Origin of the sequence: Novosphingobium sp. BL-52-GroH (assembly GCF_044813085.1) — a bacterium.
Lineage (GTDB): Bacteria > Pseudomonadota > Alphaproteobacteria > Sphingomonadales > Sphingomonadaceae > Novosphingobium.
In genome coordinates this window covers 152361-167978 of sequence record NZ_CP171152.1, presented here as the reverse complement: position 1 = coordinate 167978, position 15618 = coordinate 152361, and the positions used below count along the sequence as shown (strand labels likewise).

18 protein-coding genes are annotated in these 15618 nt (G+C 67.0%); 9 read left to right on the top strand and 9 right to left on the bottom strand.

Going from position 1 to position 15618, the window contains the following annotated elements:
* Positions 1 to 10 precede the first annotated feature (10 nt).
* From coaD to ACFFDA_RS13390, 3 genes are read right to left on the bottom strand one after another with little or no spacing between them, the layout of a single operon-like run.
* Entirely contained in the window at positions 11 to 535 is a 525-nt protein-coding gene (gene coaD, locus ACFFDA_RS13400) for a pantetheine-phosphate adenylyltransferase (RefSeq protein WP_404480952.1), read from the bottom strand.
* Positions 535 to 1443 (bottom strand): polyprenyl synthetase family protein, encoded by a 909-nt coding sequence (locus tag ACFFDA_RS13395; protein ID WP_404480951.1) that lies wholly within the window; start codon positions 1441 to 1443, stop codon positions 535 to 537. The genes coaD and ACFFDA_RS13395 overlap by 1 nt, the downstream gene beginning before the upstream one ends.
* The gene (locus ACFFDA_RS13390; RefSeq protein WP_404480950.1) at positions 1440 to 1685 is read right to left on the bottom strand and encodes an exodeoxyribonuclease VII small subunit; all 246 of its coding nucleotides are present in this window, start codon (positions 1683 to 1685) and stop codon (positions 1440 to 1442) included. The genes ACFFDA_RS13395 and ACFFDA_RS13390 overlap by 4 nt, the downstream gene beginning before the upstream one ends.
* Before the next feature lie 337 nt (positions 1686 to 2022).
* Between ACFFDA_RS13390 and purL the strand changes: the two genes are divergently transcribed.
* Positions 2023 to 4194, top strand: a complete 2172-nt coding sequence (gene purL / locus ACFFDA_RS13385; RefSeq protein WP_404480949.1) for a phosphoribosylformylglycinamidine synthase subunit PurL — start codon at positions 2023 to 2025, stop codon at positions 4192 to 4194.
* A 41-nt stretch (positions 4195 to 4235) separates the two neighbouring features.
* Here the strand turns inward: purL and ACFFDA_RS13380 are convergent, their stop codons facing one another.
* Positions 4236 to 4862 carry a DUF1345 domain-containing protein gene (locus ACFFDA_RS13380; protein WP_404480948.1) on the bottom strand — a complete coding sequence of 209 codons (627 nt, stop codon included), beginning with the start codon at positions 4860 to 4862 and terminating at the stop codon, positions 4236 to 4238.
* A gap of 109 nt (positions 4863 to 4971) precedes the next feature.
* The gene (gene serB, locus ACFFDA_RS13375; protein ID WP_404480947.1) at positions 4972 to 5784 is read right to left on the bottom strand and encodes a phosphoserine phosphatase SerB; all 813 of its coding nucleotides are present in this window, start codon (positions 5782 to 5784) and stop codon (positions 4972 to 4974) included.
* Between the two features lie 62 nt (positions 5785 to 5846).
* On the opposite strand from serB, the gene miaA reads away from it, so the two are divergent.
* The 4 genes from miaA to ilvC all read left to right on the top strand — a co-directional run bounded on the left by miaA (position 5847) and on the right by ilvC (position 10450).
* Positions 5847 to 6827, top strand: coding sequence for a tRNA (adenosine(37)-N6)-dimethylallyltransferase MiaA (gene miaA / locus ACFFDA_RS13370; protein WP_404480946.1), 981 nt, complete (start codon positions 5847 to 5849; stop codon positions 6825 to 6827).
* 194 nt (positions 6828 to 7021) lie between these two features.
* Positions 7022 to 8764 (top strand): biosynthetic-type acetolactate synthase large subunit, encoded by a 1743-nt coding sequence (gene ilvB / locus ACFFDA_RS13365; protein ID WP_404480945.1) that lies wholly within the window; start codon positions 7022 to 7024, stop codon positions 8762 to 8764.
* Between the two features lie 16 nt (positions 8765 to 8780).
* Complete coding sequence (ilvN, locus tag ACFFDA_RS13360) at positions 8781 to 9299, top strand: acetolactate synthase small subunit (RefSeq protein ID WP_404480944.1); 519 nt, start codon at positions 8781 to 8783, stop codon at positions 9297 to 9299.
* A gap of 131 nt (positions 9300 to 9430) precedes the next feature.
* Entirely contained in the window at positions 9431 to 10450 is a 1020-nt protein-coding gene (gene ilvC / locus ACFFDA_RS13355) for a ketol-acid reductoisomerase (protein ID WP_404480943.1), read from the top strand.
* A 99-nt stretch (positions 10451 to 10549) separates the two neighbouring features.
* Here ilvC and ACFFDA_RS13350 read toward each other — a convergent pair whose 3' ends face one another.
* Positions 10550 to 10828: an HNH endonuclease gene (locus ACFFDA_RS13350; protein WP_404480942.1), complete on the bottom strand. Its 279-nt coding sequence runs from the start codon at positions 10826 to 10828 to the stop codon at positions 10550 to 10552.
* A 139-nt stretch (positions 10829 to 10967) separates the two neighbouring features.
* Between ACFFDA_RS13350 and ACFFDA_RS13345 the strand changes: the two genes are divergently transcribed.
* On the top strand, positions 10968 to 12500 hold the full coding sequence (locus tag ACFFDA_RS13345; RefSeq protein ID WP_404480941.1) for a CpaF family protein: 1533 nt from the start codon (positions 10968 to 10970) through the stop codon (positions 12498 to 12500).
* Between the two features lie 44 nt (positions 12501 to 12544).
* On the opposite strand, the gene ACFFDA_RS13340 is transcribed toward ACFFDA_RS13345, so the two are convergent.
* Together ACFFDA_RS13340 and ACFFDA_RS13335 are read right to left on the bottom strand one after the other, a co-directional pair.
* The gene (locus ACFFDA_RS13340; RefSeq protein ID WP_404480940.1) at positions 12545 to 13153 is read right to left on the bottom strand and encodes a YceI family protein; all 609 of its coding nucleotides are present in this window, start codon (positions 13151 to 13153) and stop codon (positions 12545 to 12547) included.
* Between the two features lie 209 nt (positions 13154 to 13362).
* Positions 13363 to 13569 (bottom strand): hypothetical protein, encoded by a 207-nt coding sequence (locus ACFFDA_RS13335; protein ID WP_404480939.1) that lies wholly within the window; start codon positions 13567 to 13569, stop codon positions 13363 to 13365.
* Between the two features lie 45 nt (positions 13570 to 13614).
* On the opposite strand from ACFFDA_RS13335, the gene ACFFDA_RS13330 reads away from it, so the two are divergent.
* The 3 genes from ACFFDA_RS13330 (at position 13615) to ACFFDA_RS13320 (ending at position 15052) form a co-directional block, all read left to right on the top strand.
* Positions 13615 to 14568: a DMT family transporter gene (locus ACFFDA_RS13330; RefSeq protein WP_404480938.1), complete on the top strand. Its 954-nt coding sequence runs from the start codon at positions 13615 to 13617 to the stop codon at positions 14566 to 14568.
* A gap of 72 nt (positions 14569 to 14640) precedes the next feature.
* On the top strand, positions 14641 to 14775 hold the full coding sequence (locus tag ACFFDA_RS13325) for an entericidin A/B family lipoprotein (RefSeq protein WP_404480937.1): 135 nt from the start codon (positions 14641 to 14643) through the stop codon (positions 14773 to 14775).
* 145 nt (positions 14776 to 14920) lie between these two features.
* Entirely contained in the window at positions 14921 to 15052 is a 132-nt protein-coding gene (locus ACFFDA_RS13320; protein ID WP_404480936.1) for an entericidin A/B family lipoprotein, read from the top strand.
* A gap of 36 nt (positions 15053 to 15088) precedes the next feature.
* Here the strand turns inward: ACFFDA_RS13320 and ACFFDA_RS13315 are convergent, their stop codons facing one another.
* The gene (locus ACFFDA_RS13315) at positions 15089 to 15616 is read right to left on the bottom strand and encodes a DUF1453 domain-containing protein (protein ID WP_404480935.1); all 528 of its coding nucleotides are present in this window, start codon (positions 15614 to 15616) and stop codon (positions 15089 to 15091) included.
* Positions 15617 to 15618 lie beyond the last annotated feature (2 nt).

Sequence of the window (15618 nt, the reverse complement as noted above, 5' to 3'; positions counted from 1 at the left end):
CTGCGCAAACTCAGTAGTCCCCGAGGAGCCCGTTCTGGGCGATCCGCGACACCACGTCCTCGCGCACCGCGGGGCTTACGAACTTGGCGATGTCCCCCCCGAACATCGCGATTTCCTTCACCAGCTTGGAGGCGATCGGCTGCAGGCCGACGTCCGCCATCAGGAATACCGTCTCGATGGTGGAGTTGAGCTGCTGGTTCATGCCCGCCATCTGGTATTCGTATTCGAAGTCCGCCACCGCGCGCAGGCCGCGCACGATCACGTTGGCGCCCTGCACTTGCGCGAACTTCATCAGCAGCGCGTTGAACCCCACCACCGAGACGTTCTCGATACCCAGCGCCGCCGCTTCGCGCTCGACCATGGCGATGCGCTCCTGCGGCGTGAACAGCGGGTTCTTCGACGGATTGGTGGTGACGCCGATAATCAGCTTGTCGACCAGCTTGGCGCCGCGCCGGATGATGTCGGCATGACCCAGGGTGATAGGGTCGAACGTGCCGGGATAGACGCCGATACGCCCGGATTCCTTGACGCTCATCAGTGATCCCTCTCGATGATGTAGCGCGCCACGGCACGCAGCAGGTCGGCCTCGCGCCCGTGCTGGGCGAGATGCCCGACCGCCTGTTCGACGAGCATCCGCGCCTGCTCCCGCGCGCGCTCGGGGCCGAGCAGGGACACGAAAGTCTCCTTGCCCGCCACCGCGTCCTTGCCCACCGCCTTGCCGGCGACGGCAGCGTCGCCCTCGTGGTCGATGAGGTCGTCGGCGATCTGGAAGGCCAGGCCAATGTCGCGGGCGTAGCCGCGCAAGTGCGTGCGTGCCTCGGGCTGGATGCGCCCCAGGATAGCGCCCATCTCCACCGCCGCGCCGAGCAGCGCGCCGGTCTTGAGCTGTTGCAGGCGAGTGACGGTCTGCAGGTCGAACTCGCTGGTTTCCGCCACGAGGTCCATCATCTGGCCACCCGCCATCCCCTGCGCGCCGCTGGCGTGCCCGAGCGTGCGGACCAGTTCGATCTGGGTGAACGGATCGGGGCTGGTGGCGGGATCGGCGAGCACCTCGAAAGCGAAGGCATGGAGCGAATCGCCCGCCAGCACCGCCGTCGCCTCGTCGAAGGCCAGGTGGAGCGTCGGCTTGCCGTGGCGCAGGGCATCGTCGTCCATGCACGGCAGGTCGTCGTGGATCAGCGAATAGACGTGGATCGCCTCGATCGCGATGCCGGCCCGGATCGCCGCCTCGCGCTGGACGCCGTACATTTCGGCCACCGAGGCCAGCAGCAGCGGCCGCAGCCGCTTGCCGCCGCCGATCGCGGCATAGCGCATCGCCTCGACAAGGCGCGCACGGGCATCGTCGGGAACGGGAAGCAGCGCGTCGAAGGCGCTGTCGATCTCTTCGGCGATGCGCGCGAGGCCTTCGGCCAACAGCGAATCGGTGACGCCCACGGCGTTCACAGATCGAAGGGCTGAGTGCCGGTCGCCGTACCGTCCGGCCCGGCGACGATCCGCTCGATGCGCGCCTGGGCAGCGTCGAGCCGCTTCTGGCAGTGGAGGCGCAGCTTCTCGCCCTTTTCGTAGAGCGAGATCGAATCCTCCAGCGGCACGTCGCCGCTCTCGAGCTGGCGCACGATGGTTTCCAGCGCCCTCAGGGCGTCTTCGAAGCTCAGGGTATCGATGGTTTGCGGTTGGGAAGCCATGCCGCAGCAATGGCGGGCCGGATGGGGCCGGTCAAGGTGGCAGCCGGGGAAATTACCAGCAGTGGGGGTACGGGAAGACGGGTCTCGCGCCAGGACGCAAACAGTTCGTCCGGCCCGGCGCGGCCGTTTTTCATGCGAACGCAGCACGACCCGCCGCGCTCGGGAGAGCGGACCAAGGGCTGCGGCGCGGCACGCCGTCTCTGCGCCTTCACGCCTTCGCGTGAGCTCCTCTCTCCTTTCATGCTCGCGTGAAAAGCACGGCCCGGCCGAACATCGTCGCGCCTCGATGCCAAAGCCATCTAGCGCAGCCGCACCGACATGGCTAAGGCGCACCCCCATGAGCACGATCACCCCTGAAGTCGTCGAGGCACATGGCCTCAACCCCGAGGAATACGAGCGCGTCCTGCATGCGCTGGGACGAGAGCCGAACCTCGTCGAACTCGGCATCTTCTCGGTCATGTGGTCGGAGCACTGCTCCTACAAGTCGAGCCGCTTCCACCTCAAGAAGCTCCCCACCGAGGCGCCCTGGGTGATCTGCGGCCCCGGCGAGAACGCCGGCATCATCGACATCGGCGACGGCCAGGCGGCGATCTTCAAGATGGAGAGCCACAACCACCCCAGCTACATCGAGCCCTACCAGGGCGCGGCGACGGGCGTGGGCGGCATCCTGCGCGACGTCTTCACCATGGGCGCGCGCCCGGTGGCGAACATGAACGCACTGCGCTTCGGCCGGCCCGACCACCCGAAGATGAAGCACCTCGTCAAGGGCGTGGTCGCAGGGATCGGCGGCTACGGCAACTGCGTGGGCGTGCCCACCGTCGGTGGCGAGACCAACTTCCACAAGGCCTACGACGGCAACATCCTGGTCAACGCGATGACCGTGGGCGTCGCCGATACCGACAAGATCTTCTACTCGGCCGCGACCGGGGTGGGCAATCCGATCGTCTACGTCGGCTCGAAGACCGGCCGCGACGGCATCCATGGCGCCACCATGGCCAGCGCCGACTTCGGCGACGACATCGACGAGAAGCGCCCGACCGTGCAGGTCGGCGATCCCTTCGTCGAGAAGCTGCTGATCGAGGCATGCCTCGAACTGATGGCGACCGACGCGATCGTCGCGATCCAGGACATGGGCGCGGCAGGCCTCACCTCCTCTTCGGTAGAGATGGCCAGCAAGGGCGGCGCCGGCATCCGCCTCAACATGAACAAGGTGCCCTGCCGCGAAGAGGCGATGACGCCTTACGAGATGATGCTCTCCGAATCGCAGGAGCGCATGCTGATGGTCCTCAAGCCGGGCAAGGAAGCCATGGCCGAGGCGATCTTCACCAAGTGGGAACTCGACTTCGCGGTGATCGGCGAAGTGACCGAGGCCGGGCCGGACGGGGGCCACATGGTCCTCGAATTCAACGGCGAAGTGGTCTGCGACATCCCGCTTGGCCCCCTTGCGGACGATGCGCCGGAATACGAGCGCCCTTACGTCACCGCCGAGGAATACAAGGCCTGGGCCGCCGTCCCGGCGCTCGGCGACGTGCCCGCCACGACCGATATCGGCGCGGACCTGCTCAAGCTCATGGGCGGCGCGGACCTGGCCTCGCGGCGGTGGATCTGGGAGCAGTACGACAGCCAGGTCGGCGCCGACACGATGCAGAAGTCGGGCGGCGACGCGGCCGTGGTGCGCGTCCACGGCACGAAGAAGGCGCTGGCGATCAGCACCGACTGCTCGCCCCGCTACTGCTACGCCGATCCCTACGAGGGCGGCAAGCAGGCGGTCGCCGAGACCTACCGCAACATAAGCGCGGTCGGCGGGTTGCCGCTCGCGATCACCAACTGCCTCAACTTCGCCAACCCGCAGCGGCCCCAGATCATGGCGCAGATCGTCGGCTGCCTGAACGGCATGGGCGATGCCTGCCGCGCGCTCGACTACCCGATCGTCTCGGGCAACGTGTCGCTCTACAACGAATCGAAGGCCACCGGCGGCGGCTCGGCCATTCTGCCGACCCCCGCGATCGGCGGCGTCGGCCTGCTGGTCGACCATGAAAAGATGACCACCATCGCCTTCAAGGCCGAGGGCGAGGACGTGTTCCTCTTCGGCGGCGAAGGCACGCACCTGGGCCAGTCGCTGTGGCTCAAGGACATCGCCGGCCGCGAGGCGGGTGACGCGCCGATCGTCGACCTCAAGGCCGAAAGCGCCAACGGCGGCTTCGTGCGCGGCTGGATCGGCGAAGGCAAGGTCACCGCCGTCCACGACGTCAGCGATGGCGGCCTGATCGTCGCGCTCGCGGAAATGGCGCTCGCCAGCGGCCTGGGCTGCACGCTCGATGCGGAGCTGACCACGGCGCAGGCCTTCGGCGAGGACCAGTCGCGCTACGTGCTGACGGCACCTGCCGGGACGGAACTGCCGGGTGCGGTCAAGATCGGCACCGTCGGCGGAACCAAGGTCGCCGGCGTGGAAATCGAGGCCCTGCGCAAGGCCAACGAGGCCTTCTTCAAGGACTGGATGGAAGCCTGATACTCTCCGTCGTCCCGGGCTCGACCCGGGACGACGTGGCTCTACCCGCTCGCCAGCACGTTCACGCTCAACGCCAGTATCCCGAGGTTGAAGGCAAACGCGAACAACCCGTGAAACGTCGTGATCCGCCGCACCGCCGCCTTGGTGATGGTGATGTCGGCGGTCTGGCAGGTCATCCCGATCACGAACGAGAAGTTCACGAAATCCGAGAAATCCGGCGTGCAACCACCTGGAAAATCGAGACCTTCGTGATCCCCGCCGCCATGGGGCGAATAATAGAGCCGCGCGTAATGGAACGCGAAGATGAGGTTGGTGAACGTCCAGCTCGCCATCAGCGTCACCACCAGCAACGCGATCCCGCCCACGCCGAGACTGTTCTTGTCGAGGATCAGCAGGCTGAGCGCCACCAGCACCACGACGCTCACCAGACCGCTGAGCACCAGCAGAAGGGCCTGCCCGGCATCGTCCCGCCGCGCCTGCCGGCGCATGACTTCGGCCTGACCCGACCGCCACAGCGGCACGCAGGAGGCGGCGAAAGCGAAGACCGCCAGGTCGAACCCTGCGATCACCGCCTCCTCCCCCCGCAGCAGCAGCGTGAACGCCGGCGCGGCGAGCGCGAGTACGCCCAGGAACAGGAAGTATCGGGGATGCTTGAGGCCGGCCGACATGCGCGCTCCTGCGACGGGGTTCGCAGGAGTTAAAGCATGAAACGGGGCCGAGTTCGAGCGGAGCGGGCGCCCATCGTCCCGGGCTCGAACCGGGGACGACGCCGTCTTCTCACCCCACCCACTGGCTTTGCGGGATGCCCAGCAGGCGCAGCACGCTGGTGAGGTCGCCGCGATCGATCCAGCCGTTCGCGGCGGCGCGGGCCTTGGGCTTGGCGTGGTAGGCGATGCCGTAGCTCGCCGCTTCCAGCATCGGGATGTCGTTGGCGCCGTCGCCGGTGGCAAGGCTCGTCGCGCTTTCGCCCAGCATCGCCATTTCGGCGAGCAGCGTCGCCTTCTTGACGGCGGAATCGACGATCCCGCCCGCAAGGCCCCCAGTCAGCTTTCCGCCCGCGACTTCGAGACGGTTGCCGACGACGTGCTCGAAGCCGAGCTGCTCGGCCACGGGATCGGCGAAGTGGTGGAAGCCGCCGGTCACCAGCACGGTGCGGCAGCCCAGCTTCTTGAGCGTTTCGACCAGGACCCTGGCGCCCGGCATCGGCCGGATGCGCGTGGCGAGGCATTCGTCGATCGCGCCGGTGGAAAGTCCCGCCAGCAGCCCGACCCGCTCGCGCAGGGCCTGCTCGAAGTCCAGCTCGCCCTGCATCGCCCGCTCGGTGATCGCGGCGATGCGCTCCTTGAGGCCCGCGAAATCGCCCAGCTCGTCGATGCATTCCTGGCCGATCATGGTCGAGTCCATGTCCGAGATGAACAGGCGCGGCACGATCGGCTCGTCGGTGCAGACGAGGCCGTCGGTGGGGTGGAAATGCCCGTCGAGCGCCGCGCGCAGGGCCGCGGCATCGTCATCGGGCGAATCGATCTGCATGGTCTGGCCGCAGAAATCGAGCATCGAGGCATCGGCGATCCGTACACCGGCGCCTGCCATCTGCGCTTTCGCCGCCTCGAGTTCTTGCCGAAAGGTGGTCCGGTTCTGCTATCAGCCGGGCAATGAGCACTACGAAATTCCTCGATACGCCATACGATATCGCCGCCGGAGACCGGCCGCCGCTGGCGCTCATCGCAGGGCCGACCGCCAGCGGCAAGAGCGATTGTGCGGTGGCGCTGGCGCAGGAACTGCAACGGCGCGGCCGGTACGCGGTCGTGGTCAACGCCGACAGCTCGCAGGTCTATGCCGACCTCGCGGTACTGAGCGCACGCCCGACGGTGGAGGAAATGGGCGGCATCGAGCACCGCCTGTTCGGCGCCTGGGACGGCGCGCAAGGGTGTTCCGCCGCCGACTGGGCCCGGGCGGCGCGCGAGACCATCGCCGAAGTGCACAGCGAAGGCGCGGTGCCGATCCTCGTCGGCGGCACCGGCCTTTACATACGCACGCTGCTCGATGGCATCGCCCCGGTCCCGCCGATCGACCCCGAGGTCCGCGAGGCGGTGCGCGCCCTGCCCGTCGACCAGGCCTATGCCGCGCTCCTCCAGGAAGACCCCGAGCGCGCCGCCCGCCTCGCGCCTGCCGACACCACCCGCATTGCCCGCGCGCTCGAAGTGGTGCGCTCGACCGGGCTTGGCCTTGCCCACTGGCAGGCGCAGACCAGCGGCGGCATCGGCGCAGGCCTGGCCCTCCACCCGGCGATCCTGCTGCCCGAGCGCGCCGCCCTCTACGCCCGCTGCGACTTGCGCTTCGAGCGCATGGTCGAGCGCGGTGCGCTTGCGGAAGTCGAGGCCCTGCTCGCACGCGGGCTCGATCCCGCGATGCCGGTGATGCGCGCCATCGGCGTGCCCGAACTTGCAGGCGTCCTGGCGGGTACGTGCACTCTCGACGAAGGCCTGTCGCGCGGGGCCCAGGCGACCCGAAACTACGCAAAACGGCAGTTCACCTGGTTGCGACACCAGCCCCCATCCGAATGGCCGCGATTTGGCTTTCAAAATTACAATGAAATGCCTTTCGACGATATTTTATTTCGCTTTCTGGGTTGACGCGCCATATCGACGCCCTTAGAGGCCCTTTCACCTGCTGATTGGAAGTTATGCAGGGAGGAGAGGACGACCCGGTACGGCCAAGCCGTCGTGCCGGGTCGCATTCATTAGGGGGCCCGGGCTTCGCATCGAAGCCGCGCTCCCTGAAACCGGCCCCCTGAAATCGGCCGAGACGGTATGAGAAGGAACGTGGTGTGAGTGAAGAGCGCAGCGGCGCGAACATCCTGGTCGAAAGCCTGGTCAAGCAGGGGGTCGAATTCGTATTCGGCTATCCCGGCGGTGCCGTGCTCCCGATCTACGATGCCCTCTTCGGTGACGAGCGCCTGCGCCACATCCTCGTGCGCCACGAGGCCGGCGCGGCCCATGCCGCCGAAGGCTACGCGCGCTCGACCGGCAAGCCCGGCGTCGTCCTCGTCACCTCCGGCCCGGGCGCGACCAACGCCATCACCGGCATTGCCGACGCGTTCATGGACTCGATCCCGCTGGTCGTCATCACCGGCCAGGTCCCGACCGCGCTGATCGGCTCGGATGCGTTCCAGGAGGCCGACACCGTCGGCATCTCGCGCCACTGCACCAAGCACAATTACTTGGTGAAGGACCCGGCCGACCTCGCCGCGATCATCGACGAGGCGTTCCAGATCGCCACCACCGGCCGCCCCGGTCCGGTGCTGATCGACATCCCCAAGGACGTCCAGATCGCCACCGCGGTGTGGAACGAAGGCCCGACCCAGCGCCGCCAGCGATACGCCCCGCGTACCGAGGGATCGGCCGAGGAGATCGCACAGGCCGTCGAACTGCTGGCCAACGCCAAGGCGCCCGTGTTCTACACCGGCGGAGGCGTCATCAATTCGGGCCCGCGCGCCACCGAACTGCTGCGCACGCTGCAGGCCAGGACCGGCGCGCCCGTCACCTCGACGCTGATGGGCCTCGGCGCCTTCCCGGCCGACCACGCCGACTGGCTGGGCATGCTGGGCATGCACGGCACTTACGAGGCGAACCTGGCGATGAACCAGGCGGACCTGATCCTGTGCGTCGGCGCCCGCTTCGACGACCGCGTGACCGGGCGCCTCGACGCCTTCGCGCCCAATTCGAAGAAGATCCACATCGACATCGACCGCTCGTCGATCAACAAGACCGTCCGCGTCGACCTGCCGATCGTGGGCGACTGCGCGACCGTGCTCGAGCAGATGCTCACCGAATGGGGCAGCCGCAAGGGCCAGGACCTGACCGCGTGGAAGGCCCGCATCGACGGCTGGCGCGAGAAGAAGAGCCTCTCGTTCCCGCTGAACGACGAGGCGATCATGCCCCAGCTCGCGATCCAGCGCCTCTACGAGCTGACCAAGGACAAGGACCCGGTGATCTCCACCGAGGTCGGCCAGCACCAGATGTGGGCGGCTCAGCACTTCCCGTTCTTCAGCCCCAACAAGTGGCTGACCTCGGGTGGTCTGGGCACCATGGGCTACGGCCTGCCCGCCGCGATCGGCGCGCAGTGCGGCAACCCCGACAGCCTCGTCATCGACATCGCCGGCGACGCCTCGATCCAGATGAACATCCAGGAGCTGGGCACCGCCACGCAGTACCGCCTGCCGGTCAAGGTCTTCATCCTCAACAACGAGTGGATGGGCATGGTCCGCCAGTGGCAGGAGCTGACGTACGAGAGCCGCTTCTCGAACTCGTACTCCGACAGCCTGCCCGACTTCGTCAAGCTGGCCGAGGCCTATGGCTGGAAAGGCATCCGCATCGAGAACGAGAGCGAACTCGACGCCGGCATCCAGGCGATGATCGACCATCCCGGCCCGGTGATCGTCGATTGCCTGGTCCACAAGGAATCGAACTGCTTCCCGATGATCCCCTCGGGCGCGTCGCACGTCGACATGATCCTCTATGGCGACAACGTCGCCGGGACCATGGACGACGAAGCCAAGGCGCTGGTCTGAGGAAGGCACGAGGACAATGATGCACATCCAGCAAGAAGCCGAGGAACGCCACGTCCTGACCGTCACGGTCGACAACGAGGCGGGCATCCTGGCGAAGATCGCCGGCCTGTTCACCGCGCGCGGCTACAACATCGACAGCCTGACCGTGGCCGACATCACCGACAACCACGAGGTGAGCCGGATCACGATCGTGACGCACGGCCCGCCCAGCCAGATCGACCAGATCCACGCCCAGCTCGAACGGCTGGTCCCGGTGCACAAGGTCGTCGACCTCACCGAAGTGGGCCCGCACGTCGCGCGCGAACTGGCGCTGGTGAAAGTCGCCGGCACCGGCGAGAAGCGCGTCGAGGCGCTGCGCCTCGCCGACATCTTCCGCGCCAAGGCGGTCGACACCACGACCGAGAGCTTCATCTTCGAGCTGACCGGCGCGCCCGACAAGATCGACACCTTCGTCACGCTTATGCGCGACCTGGGCCTCGTCGAAGTGGGCCGCACCGGCATCGTCGGCATGATCCGCGGCGCCAGCGAAGCCTGAACGAATTCACGTCGTCCCGGGCTCGCCCCGGGACCGCGGGCGGTCTCTAGGCGCAAGCCATGCCGACAGCCCCCGCCCGAAGCCAAACCACGACCCCGGATCAGTCCGGGATGACGAACGAGGAAAGAACGATGAAGGTCTATTACGACGCCGACAGCGACATCAACCTGATCACCGACAAGAAGATCGCGGTGCTCGGTTACGGCAGCCAGGGCCACGCCCATGCCCAGAACCTGCGCGACTCGGGCGTCAAGGACGTCGCCATCGCCCTTCGCGAAGGTTCGGCCACCGCGAAGAAGGCCGAAGGCGCCGGCTTCAAGGTGCTCTCGAACGTCGAGGCGGCCAAGTGGGCCGACATCATCATGATCCTCGCGCCCGACGAGCACCAGGCCGCGATCTACGCCGAGGACCTTCACGCGAACCTGAAGCCCGGCGCGGCACTGGCCTTCGCCCACGGCCTCAACGTGCACTTCGGCCTGATCGAGCCGCGCGCCGACATCGACGTCATCATGATCGCCCCCAAGGGCCCGGGACACACCGTCCGTAGCGAATACCAGCGCGGCGGCGGCGTGCCCTGCCTCGTCGCGATCCACCAGGACGTGACCGGCAACGCCCACGACATCGCTCTCGCCTACGCTTCGGGCGTCGGTGGCGGCCGCTCGGGCATCATCGAGACCAACTTCCGCGAGGAATGCGAAACCGACCTGTTCGGCGAGCAGGCCGTGCTCTGCGGCGGCGCCACCGCGCTGGTCCAGGCCGGCTTCGAGACGCTGGTGGAAGCCGGCTACGCTCCCGAGATGGCGTACTTCGAGTGCCTCCACGAGCTGAAGCTGATCGTCGACCTGATGTATGAAGGCGGCATCGCCAACATGCGCTACTCGATCTCGAACACCGCCGAGTACGGCGACATCACGATCGGCCCGCGCATCATCACCGACGAGACCAAGAAGGAAATGAAGCGCGTTCTGGAAGATATCCAGTCGGGTCGCTTCGTGAAGGCCTTCGTCATGGACAACCGCGCCGGCCAGCCCGAGCTGAAGGCCGCCCGCAAGGCCGCCCTGCGTCACCCGATCGAGGAAACCGGCGCCAAGCTGCGCGCCATGATGCCCTGGATCTCGGCGAACGCGCTGGTCGACAAGACCAAGAACTGATCCTTCGGGTCATATCCGCAACAGGCGGGCGGGTGGCTGGAAGGCCGCCCGCCCGTTTGCGTTAAGGCCCGGCACGATCGTCGCGCCCATGTCTTGGGATCACCCCCGCTTCCGCGTCGGCGCATGGAAATCGGGCGGCTTGGCCGCGACCCAGCGCACGAAGCGCGCCACATCCTCCACGGCCAGCAAGGCCGCCACGTCGGGTCCCAGCTTCGCCAGTTGCGCATTGGTCAACGCGGCATGGATGGTGCGGTGGCAGATCGGATGGAGCGGCACGGTCTCGCGCCCTCCCCGGCTTTTCGGCACCGGATGATGCCGCTCGACCCGCCGCCCCAGCGGGCGGGCGCAGAGCCAGCAGACCTGCTCGTCCTCGTTCACGCGCGTCCCTGTCCTGCGATAGTGGTCCTGCAATCGTGCGCCATTAGTAAGTTATCAAAGTTTCAACCTTAATCATCGCCTTCATTCGCAGTGGTTCACGCCCGGATTGACGACGGGCGCCTGAAGGGTTGAAGGTTTCATGACGGCATTCGGTCGGCGTAACGGTGTGGGCGGTATGGGCCAGGGAGCCCGTCCCGCATTCGGTGTGGCCAAGCCGCTCAAGGGCGGTTCGGACAAGCCTGCTGCGGCACCGGGCGGCGCGGTGCCGATCCCGGGCGGCGGCGACCAGTTCCCGCCCCTGCCCGGCAGCGACGGCGCGCCGACCACGGCCGCGGCCATGCGCGACGACGCCATGTCCCGGCTCGCCGATCGCGCCAATGCGGTCCACGAGCCATCGGAACAGAACGGCTTCGAAGCATCGATCCACAAGATCAAGGAACAGGTCCTCCCCCGCCTGCTCGAGCGCGTCGATCCCGAAGCCGCCGCCACGCTGACCAAGGACGAACTCTCCGAGGAATTCCGCCCGATCATCGTCGAGGTCCTCGCCGAGCTGAAGATCACCTTCAACCGCCGCGAGCAGTTCGCCCTGGAAAAGGTGCTGATCGACGAACTGCTGGGCTTCGGCCCGCTGGAGGAGCTGCTCAACGATCCCGACATCTCGGACATCATGGTCAACGGCCCGAACCAGACCTACATCGAGAAGAAGGGCAAGCTGCAGCTCGCCCCCACCAAGTTCCGCGACGAGCAGCACTTGTTCCAGATCGCCCAGCGCATCGTCAACCAGGTCGGCCGCCGCGTCGACCAGACCACGCCGCTGGCCGACGCCCGCCTCAAGGACGGCAGCCGCGTCAACGTCATCGTGCCGCCGCTCAGCTTGCGCGGCACCGCGATCTCGATCCGCAAGTTTTCCGAAAAGCCGATCACCATCGACATGCTCAAGGACTTCGGTTCGATGAGCGAGAAGATGGCGACCGCGCTCAAGATCGCCGGCGCCTGCCGCATGAACGTGGTGATCTCGGGCGGTACGGGCTCGGGCAAGACGACGATGCTCAACGCGCTGTCGAAGATGATCGACCCGGGCGAGCGCGTGCTGACGATCGAGGACGCGGCGGAACTGCGCCTGCAGCAGCCTCACTGGCTGCCGCTCGAAACCCGCCCGCCCAACCTCGAGGGCCAGGGTGCCATCACCATCGGCGATCTCGTCAAGAACGCCCTGCGCATGCGCCCCGACCGGATCATCCTGGGCGAAATCCGCGGCGCCGAATGCTTCGACCTGCTTGCCGCGATGAACACCGGCCACGACGGCTCGATGTGCACGCTGCACGCCAACTCCCCGCGCGAGTGCCTGGGACGTATGGAAAACATGATCCTGATGGGCGACATCAAGATCCCCAAGGAAGCGATCAGCCGCCAGATCGCGGAGTCGGTCGACCTCATCGTCCAGGTCAAGCGCCTGCGCGACGGTTCGCGCCGTACCACCAACATCACCGAAGTGATCGGCATGGAAGGCGACGTCATCGTCACCCAGGAACTGTTCAAGTTCGAGTACCTGGACGAGACCGACGAGGGCAAGATCATCGGCGAGTTCCGCCCCTCGGGCCTGCGCCCCTACACCCTGGAAAAGGCGCGCCAGTTCGGCTTCGACCAGGCCTATCTCGAGGCCTGCCTGTAGGAACCGTCGTCCCCGGCCCGCCCGGGGACGACGGCCTGGCCCTCTTACTGCTTCTCGAACGCGGCGGTTATGGCGATCGTCGTCTCGTCGCTCACCAGCGGTGCATACTTGCTCACGCCGAACTCGGTCCGCTTGATGACGCCGGTGGCGTTGAAGCCGAGCGTGTAGACCTTCTTCATCGGGTTCACCGCCGCGGCCTTGAAGGTCGCCTTGAGCGTCACCGGGCGAGTGATGCCATGCAGCGTCAGGTTTCCGGTCACGTCCGCGGTGCGGGTGCCGGTCTTGACCACCCTGGTCGAGACGAACCGCATCGTCGGGTACTTCGCGGCGTCGAACCAGTCCGCGCTCACCAGTTCCTCGTCCAGCGTCTTGTTGGTGGTCGAAACCGTGGCTACCGGGACAGAGACGTCGAGCTTCGCCGAACCGATCGCCTTGGGATCGAGCGACAGGGTGCCGCTGGCGCCGGGAAGCGTGCCGAAGAATTCGCTGATGCCGAAATGATCGACGGTGAAGCGCACCAGCGTGTGCGCGCTGTCGAGGGCATAGTCGCCCGCCTCGACTTGCACGGCGTTCTGGTTGGCCTGCTGCGCGATGATCGGCGCGGACACGGCGAAGGAGGCGGCCAGGACGGCCGTCGCAAGGATACGCTTCATTGAAATCTCCAGCGGAGTGAGGGGTTTGTGGCTGTTCCCACCGAAGGTAGCCGCTGCCCAGCCGGATAAATTCGACCGACTTGTTCCACTTTCTTGAACGGTGGCATGTTCGAGAAAGTTGAACGTGCGGATTTGGTCGTCAGGGAGGCTCCCCATTCCGCTGGCGAAGCAGGGAGGATCACGACCGTCGCTTCACATTACTTCGGTGCCTAGGTCCCCAGCACCTTGCGCGCCGAAAGGCCGAGCAGCAGCACTGCTGCCAGCAGCGACCAGAAGAAGATCGGCGTCCAGGGCATGAAGCCCACGCGATCGATGTGCTTGCGGTTATGGCGCCGACGGTCGCCCAGCCACGCAACGAAGGCGAGCGCCGCCGCGAGGCTGCCGAAAATGACCATGATGCGGGTCGAATTGTCCATGGCCCGCCCTTGCCTCCAAGCGCTAGCGAGTTAAAGCGCGATCTCGTGACATCCACCCACAAAACCGCCCGCGCCGAGCGCCCGATGCTCGCGATCGTCTTGCGACTGGCGGCCATGGCAATGCTCTCGACGATGTTCATGCTGGTCAAGATCGCGGGCGAGGCCGGCGTCTCGCTGCCCGAGCTGGTGTTCTGGCGCCAGGCGATGAGCCTGCCGATCATCGGCCTCGTGCTGCTGGCGACGGGCAAGCTCGGCCTGCTGAAGACGCGGCGGATGGGCAGCCACGCCTTGCGCGCGACCAGCGGCACGGCGGGCCTGTGCTGCAACATCGGCGCGGCCACGCTGCTGCCGCTGCCGGTCGCGACGACGCTCGGCTTCACGACGCCGCTGTTCGCGGTGCTCATCACCGCACTGGTGCTGCGCGAGCACGTGGGCCAGTGGCGCTGGGCGGCCGTCATGCTGGGCTTCGCCGGCGTGCTGGTGATCGCCGGGCCCGCCGCCGCGCCCGTCCCGCCGCTGGGCCTCGCCGCCGGGCTCGGCGCCGGAGTGCTGGTGGCGATCATCAGCTTCCAGATCCGCGATCTCGCCCGGACCGAGGCACCGATCGCCTGCGTGTTCTGGTTCGCCTTCTACGGCTCGCTGTTCAGCGCCGTCCTGCTGCCCTTCTACGCCCGCCCGCACGGCCTCCACGAATGGCTGCTGCTCCTGGCGATAGGCCTGTGCGGTGCCTGCGCGCAGTTCCTCCTCACGGCCGCACTGCGTTTCGGCCAGGTGGCGACCGTCGTGGTGATGGACTACACCGCGCTCATCTGGTCGACGCTGTACGGCTGGGTCCTGTGGGACCACCTCCCCGGATACGCGACCTGGCTGGGCGCACCGCTCGTCGTCGCCGCAGGGCTCATCATCACTTCGCGCGAGCATTTCCTCGCCCGTCGCATCTCGCCGACCTCCGCGCTCGACGAAAGCGCGACCGAAGAAGCGAACACCGAGGGAACCTGACCACGACCCGCGTGTTCTGTCGAGTGCGCGCACCGGGCCCTCCCGGACGCACCGGAAAAAAGGAACACGAACATGGTCAAGAAGCTCGTTCTCGCGCTCGTCGCCGGCGGCATCGTTCTCTCCGCCTCGGCCTGCAACACCGTCAAGGGCGCCGGACGCGACGTGGAGTCGGTCGGCAAGGCCGGCGACGAAGCGATCAACAACTAATCCGACGGGACATGCAGGCGGCTTTCACGCCACCGACCGAAGGTCGCCTGCATCCTTGTCGACGGGCCTTCCCTTGCGCCCATACCTGGGATAATCGACCGGTTTCCGAACAGGTCCCAGTCTACAGCAAGGGAACGCGTACCAGATGACCAAGAAGATTATCGTCGCCCTCGTCGCCGGCGGCATCCTGATGACGGCGGCAGCCTGCAATACCGTCAAGGGCGTGGGACGCGACATCCAGTCCGTCGGCCAGGCCGGATCGGACGCCATCCACTGACCCCCGCACCACGGCGCCTGGAGGGTCGATCGACCCTCAGGCGTCGAAGACGTGCGCCACGACCATGGCCCGGGCCCGCTGCCACAGCACCAGACGGCTCAGGACCACCATCCCCACGGCCAGGCCGAGCATCGCGTCGGTGACGAGCAGTGCCGTCGCTGCAGGATGGCCGCCCTGCATCGCCATGCCGCCGCCCGGTATCAGCAAGCGCCGGCCTGCAAAGACCACCAGGATCAGCATCAGCGCGAGCGGAGACTGGCGCACCATCACGCGCGCCTCGTCCCCTTCGCCCTCGACGTGCAGCCGCATCAGCCGCGAGCGCTGCATGCCGATAGCGCCGCCCACCGCGACGCCGGCCGCCAGCGCCAGCCACCCGAACAAACTCGGCGGCATGGCGGCGAGCGCGAAGCACACCGCCGCCGTCACGATCAGCGGCATGATCCACAGCAGAGGCAGCCGCAAGGGCCGCGCCCGCTGGAGGTTGCGCAAGCGCCAGGCCATGATCCCTGCGAAGATCAGCAGCGGCAGGTAGGCCTGCCAGCCATGCCCGGCGCCTGCGTTCATGC

Coding starts and splice junctions, on each gene's coding strand:
- ACFFDA_RS13345 (WP_404480941.1), top strand. CDS start 10,968: ATGACGGCATTCGGTCGGCGTAACGGTGTGGGCGGTATGGGCCAGGGA.
- coaD (WP_404480952.1), bottom strand. CDS start 535: ATGAGCGTCAAGGAATCCGGGCGTATCGGCGTCTATCCCGGCACGTTC.
- serB (WP_404480947.1), bottom strand. CDS start 5,784: ATGGCAGGCGCCGGTGTACGGATCGCCGATGCCTCGATGCTCGATTTC.
- ilvC (WP_404480943.1), top strand. CDS start 9,431: ATGAAGGTCTATTACGACGCCGACAGCGACATCAACCTGATCACCGAC.
- ACFFDA_RS13390 (WP_404480950.1), bottom strand. CDS start 1,685: ATGGCTTCCCAACCGCAAACCATCGATACCCTGAGCTTCGAAGACGCC.
- ACFFDA_RS13335 (WP_404480939.1), bottom strand. CDS start 13,569: ATGGACAATTCGACCCGCATCATGGTCATTTTCGGCAGCCTCGCGGCG.
- ACFFDA_RS13380 (WP_404480948.1), bottom strand. CDS start 4,862: ATGTCGGCCGGCCTCAAGCATCCCCGATACTTCCTGTTCCTGGGCGTA.
- purL (WP_404480949.1), top strand. CDS start 2,023: ATGAGCACGATCACCCCTGAAGTCGTCGAGGCACATGGCCTCAACCCC.
- ACFFDA_RS13340 (WP_404480940.1), bottom strand. CDS start 13,153: ATGAAGCGTATCCTTGCGACGGCCGTCCTGGCCGCCTCCTTCGCCGTG.
- ACFFDA_RS13320 (WP_404480936.1), top strand. CDS start 14,921: ATGACCAAGAAGATTATCGTCGCCCTCGTCGCCGGCGGCATCCTGATG.
- ilvN (WP_404480944.1), top strand. CDS start 8,781: ATGATGCACATCCAGCAAGAAGCCGAGGAACGCCACGTCCTGACCGTC.
- miaA (WP_404480946.1), top strand. CDS start 5,847: ATGAGCACTACGAAATTCCTCGATACGCCATACGATATCGCCGCCGGA.
- ACFFDA_RS13315 (WP_404480935.1), bottom strand. CDS start 15,616: ATGAACGCAGGCGCCGGGCATGGCTGGCAGGCCTACCTGCCGCTGCTG.
- ACFFDA_RS13325 (WP_404480937.1), top strand. CDS start 14,641: ATGGTCAAGAAGCTCGTTCTCGCGCTCGTCGCCGGCGGCATCGTTCTC.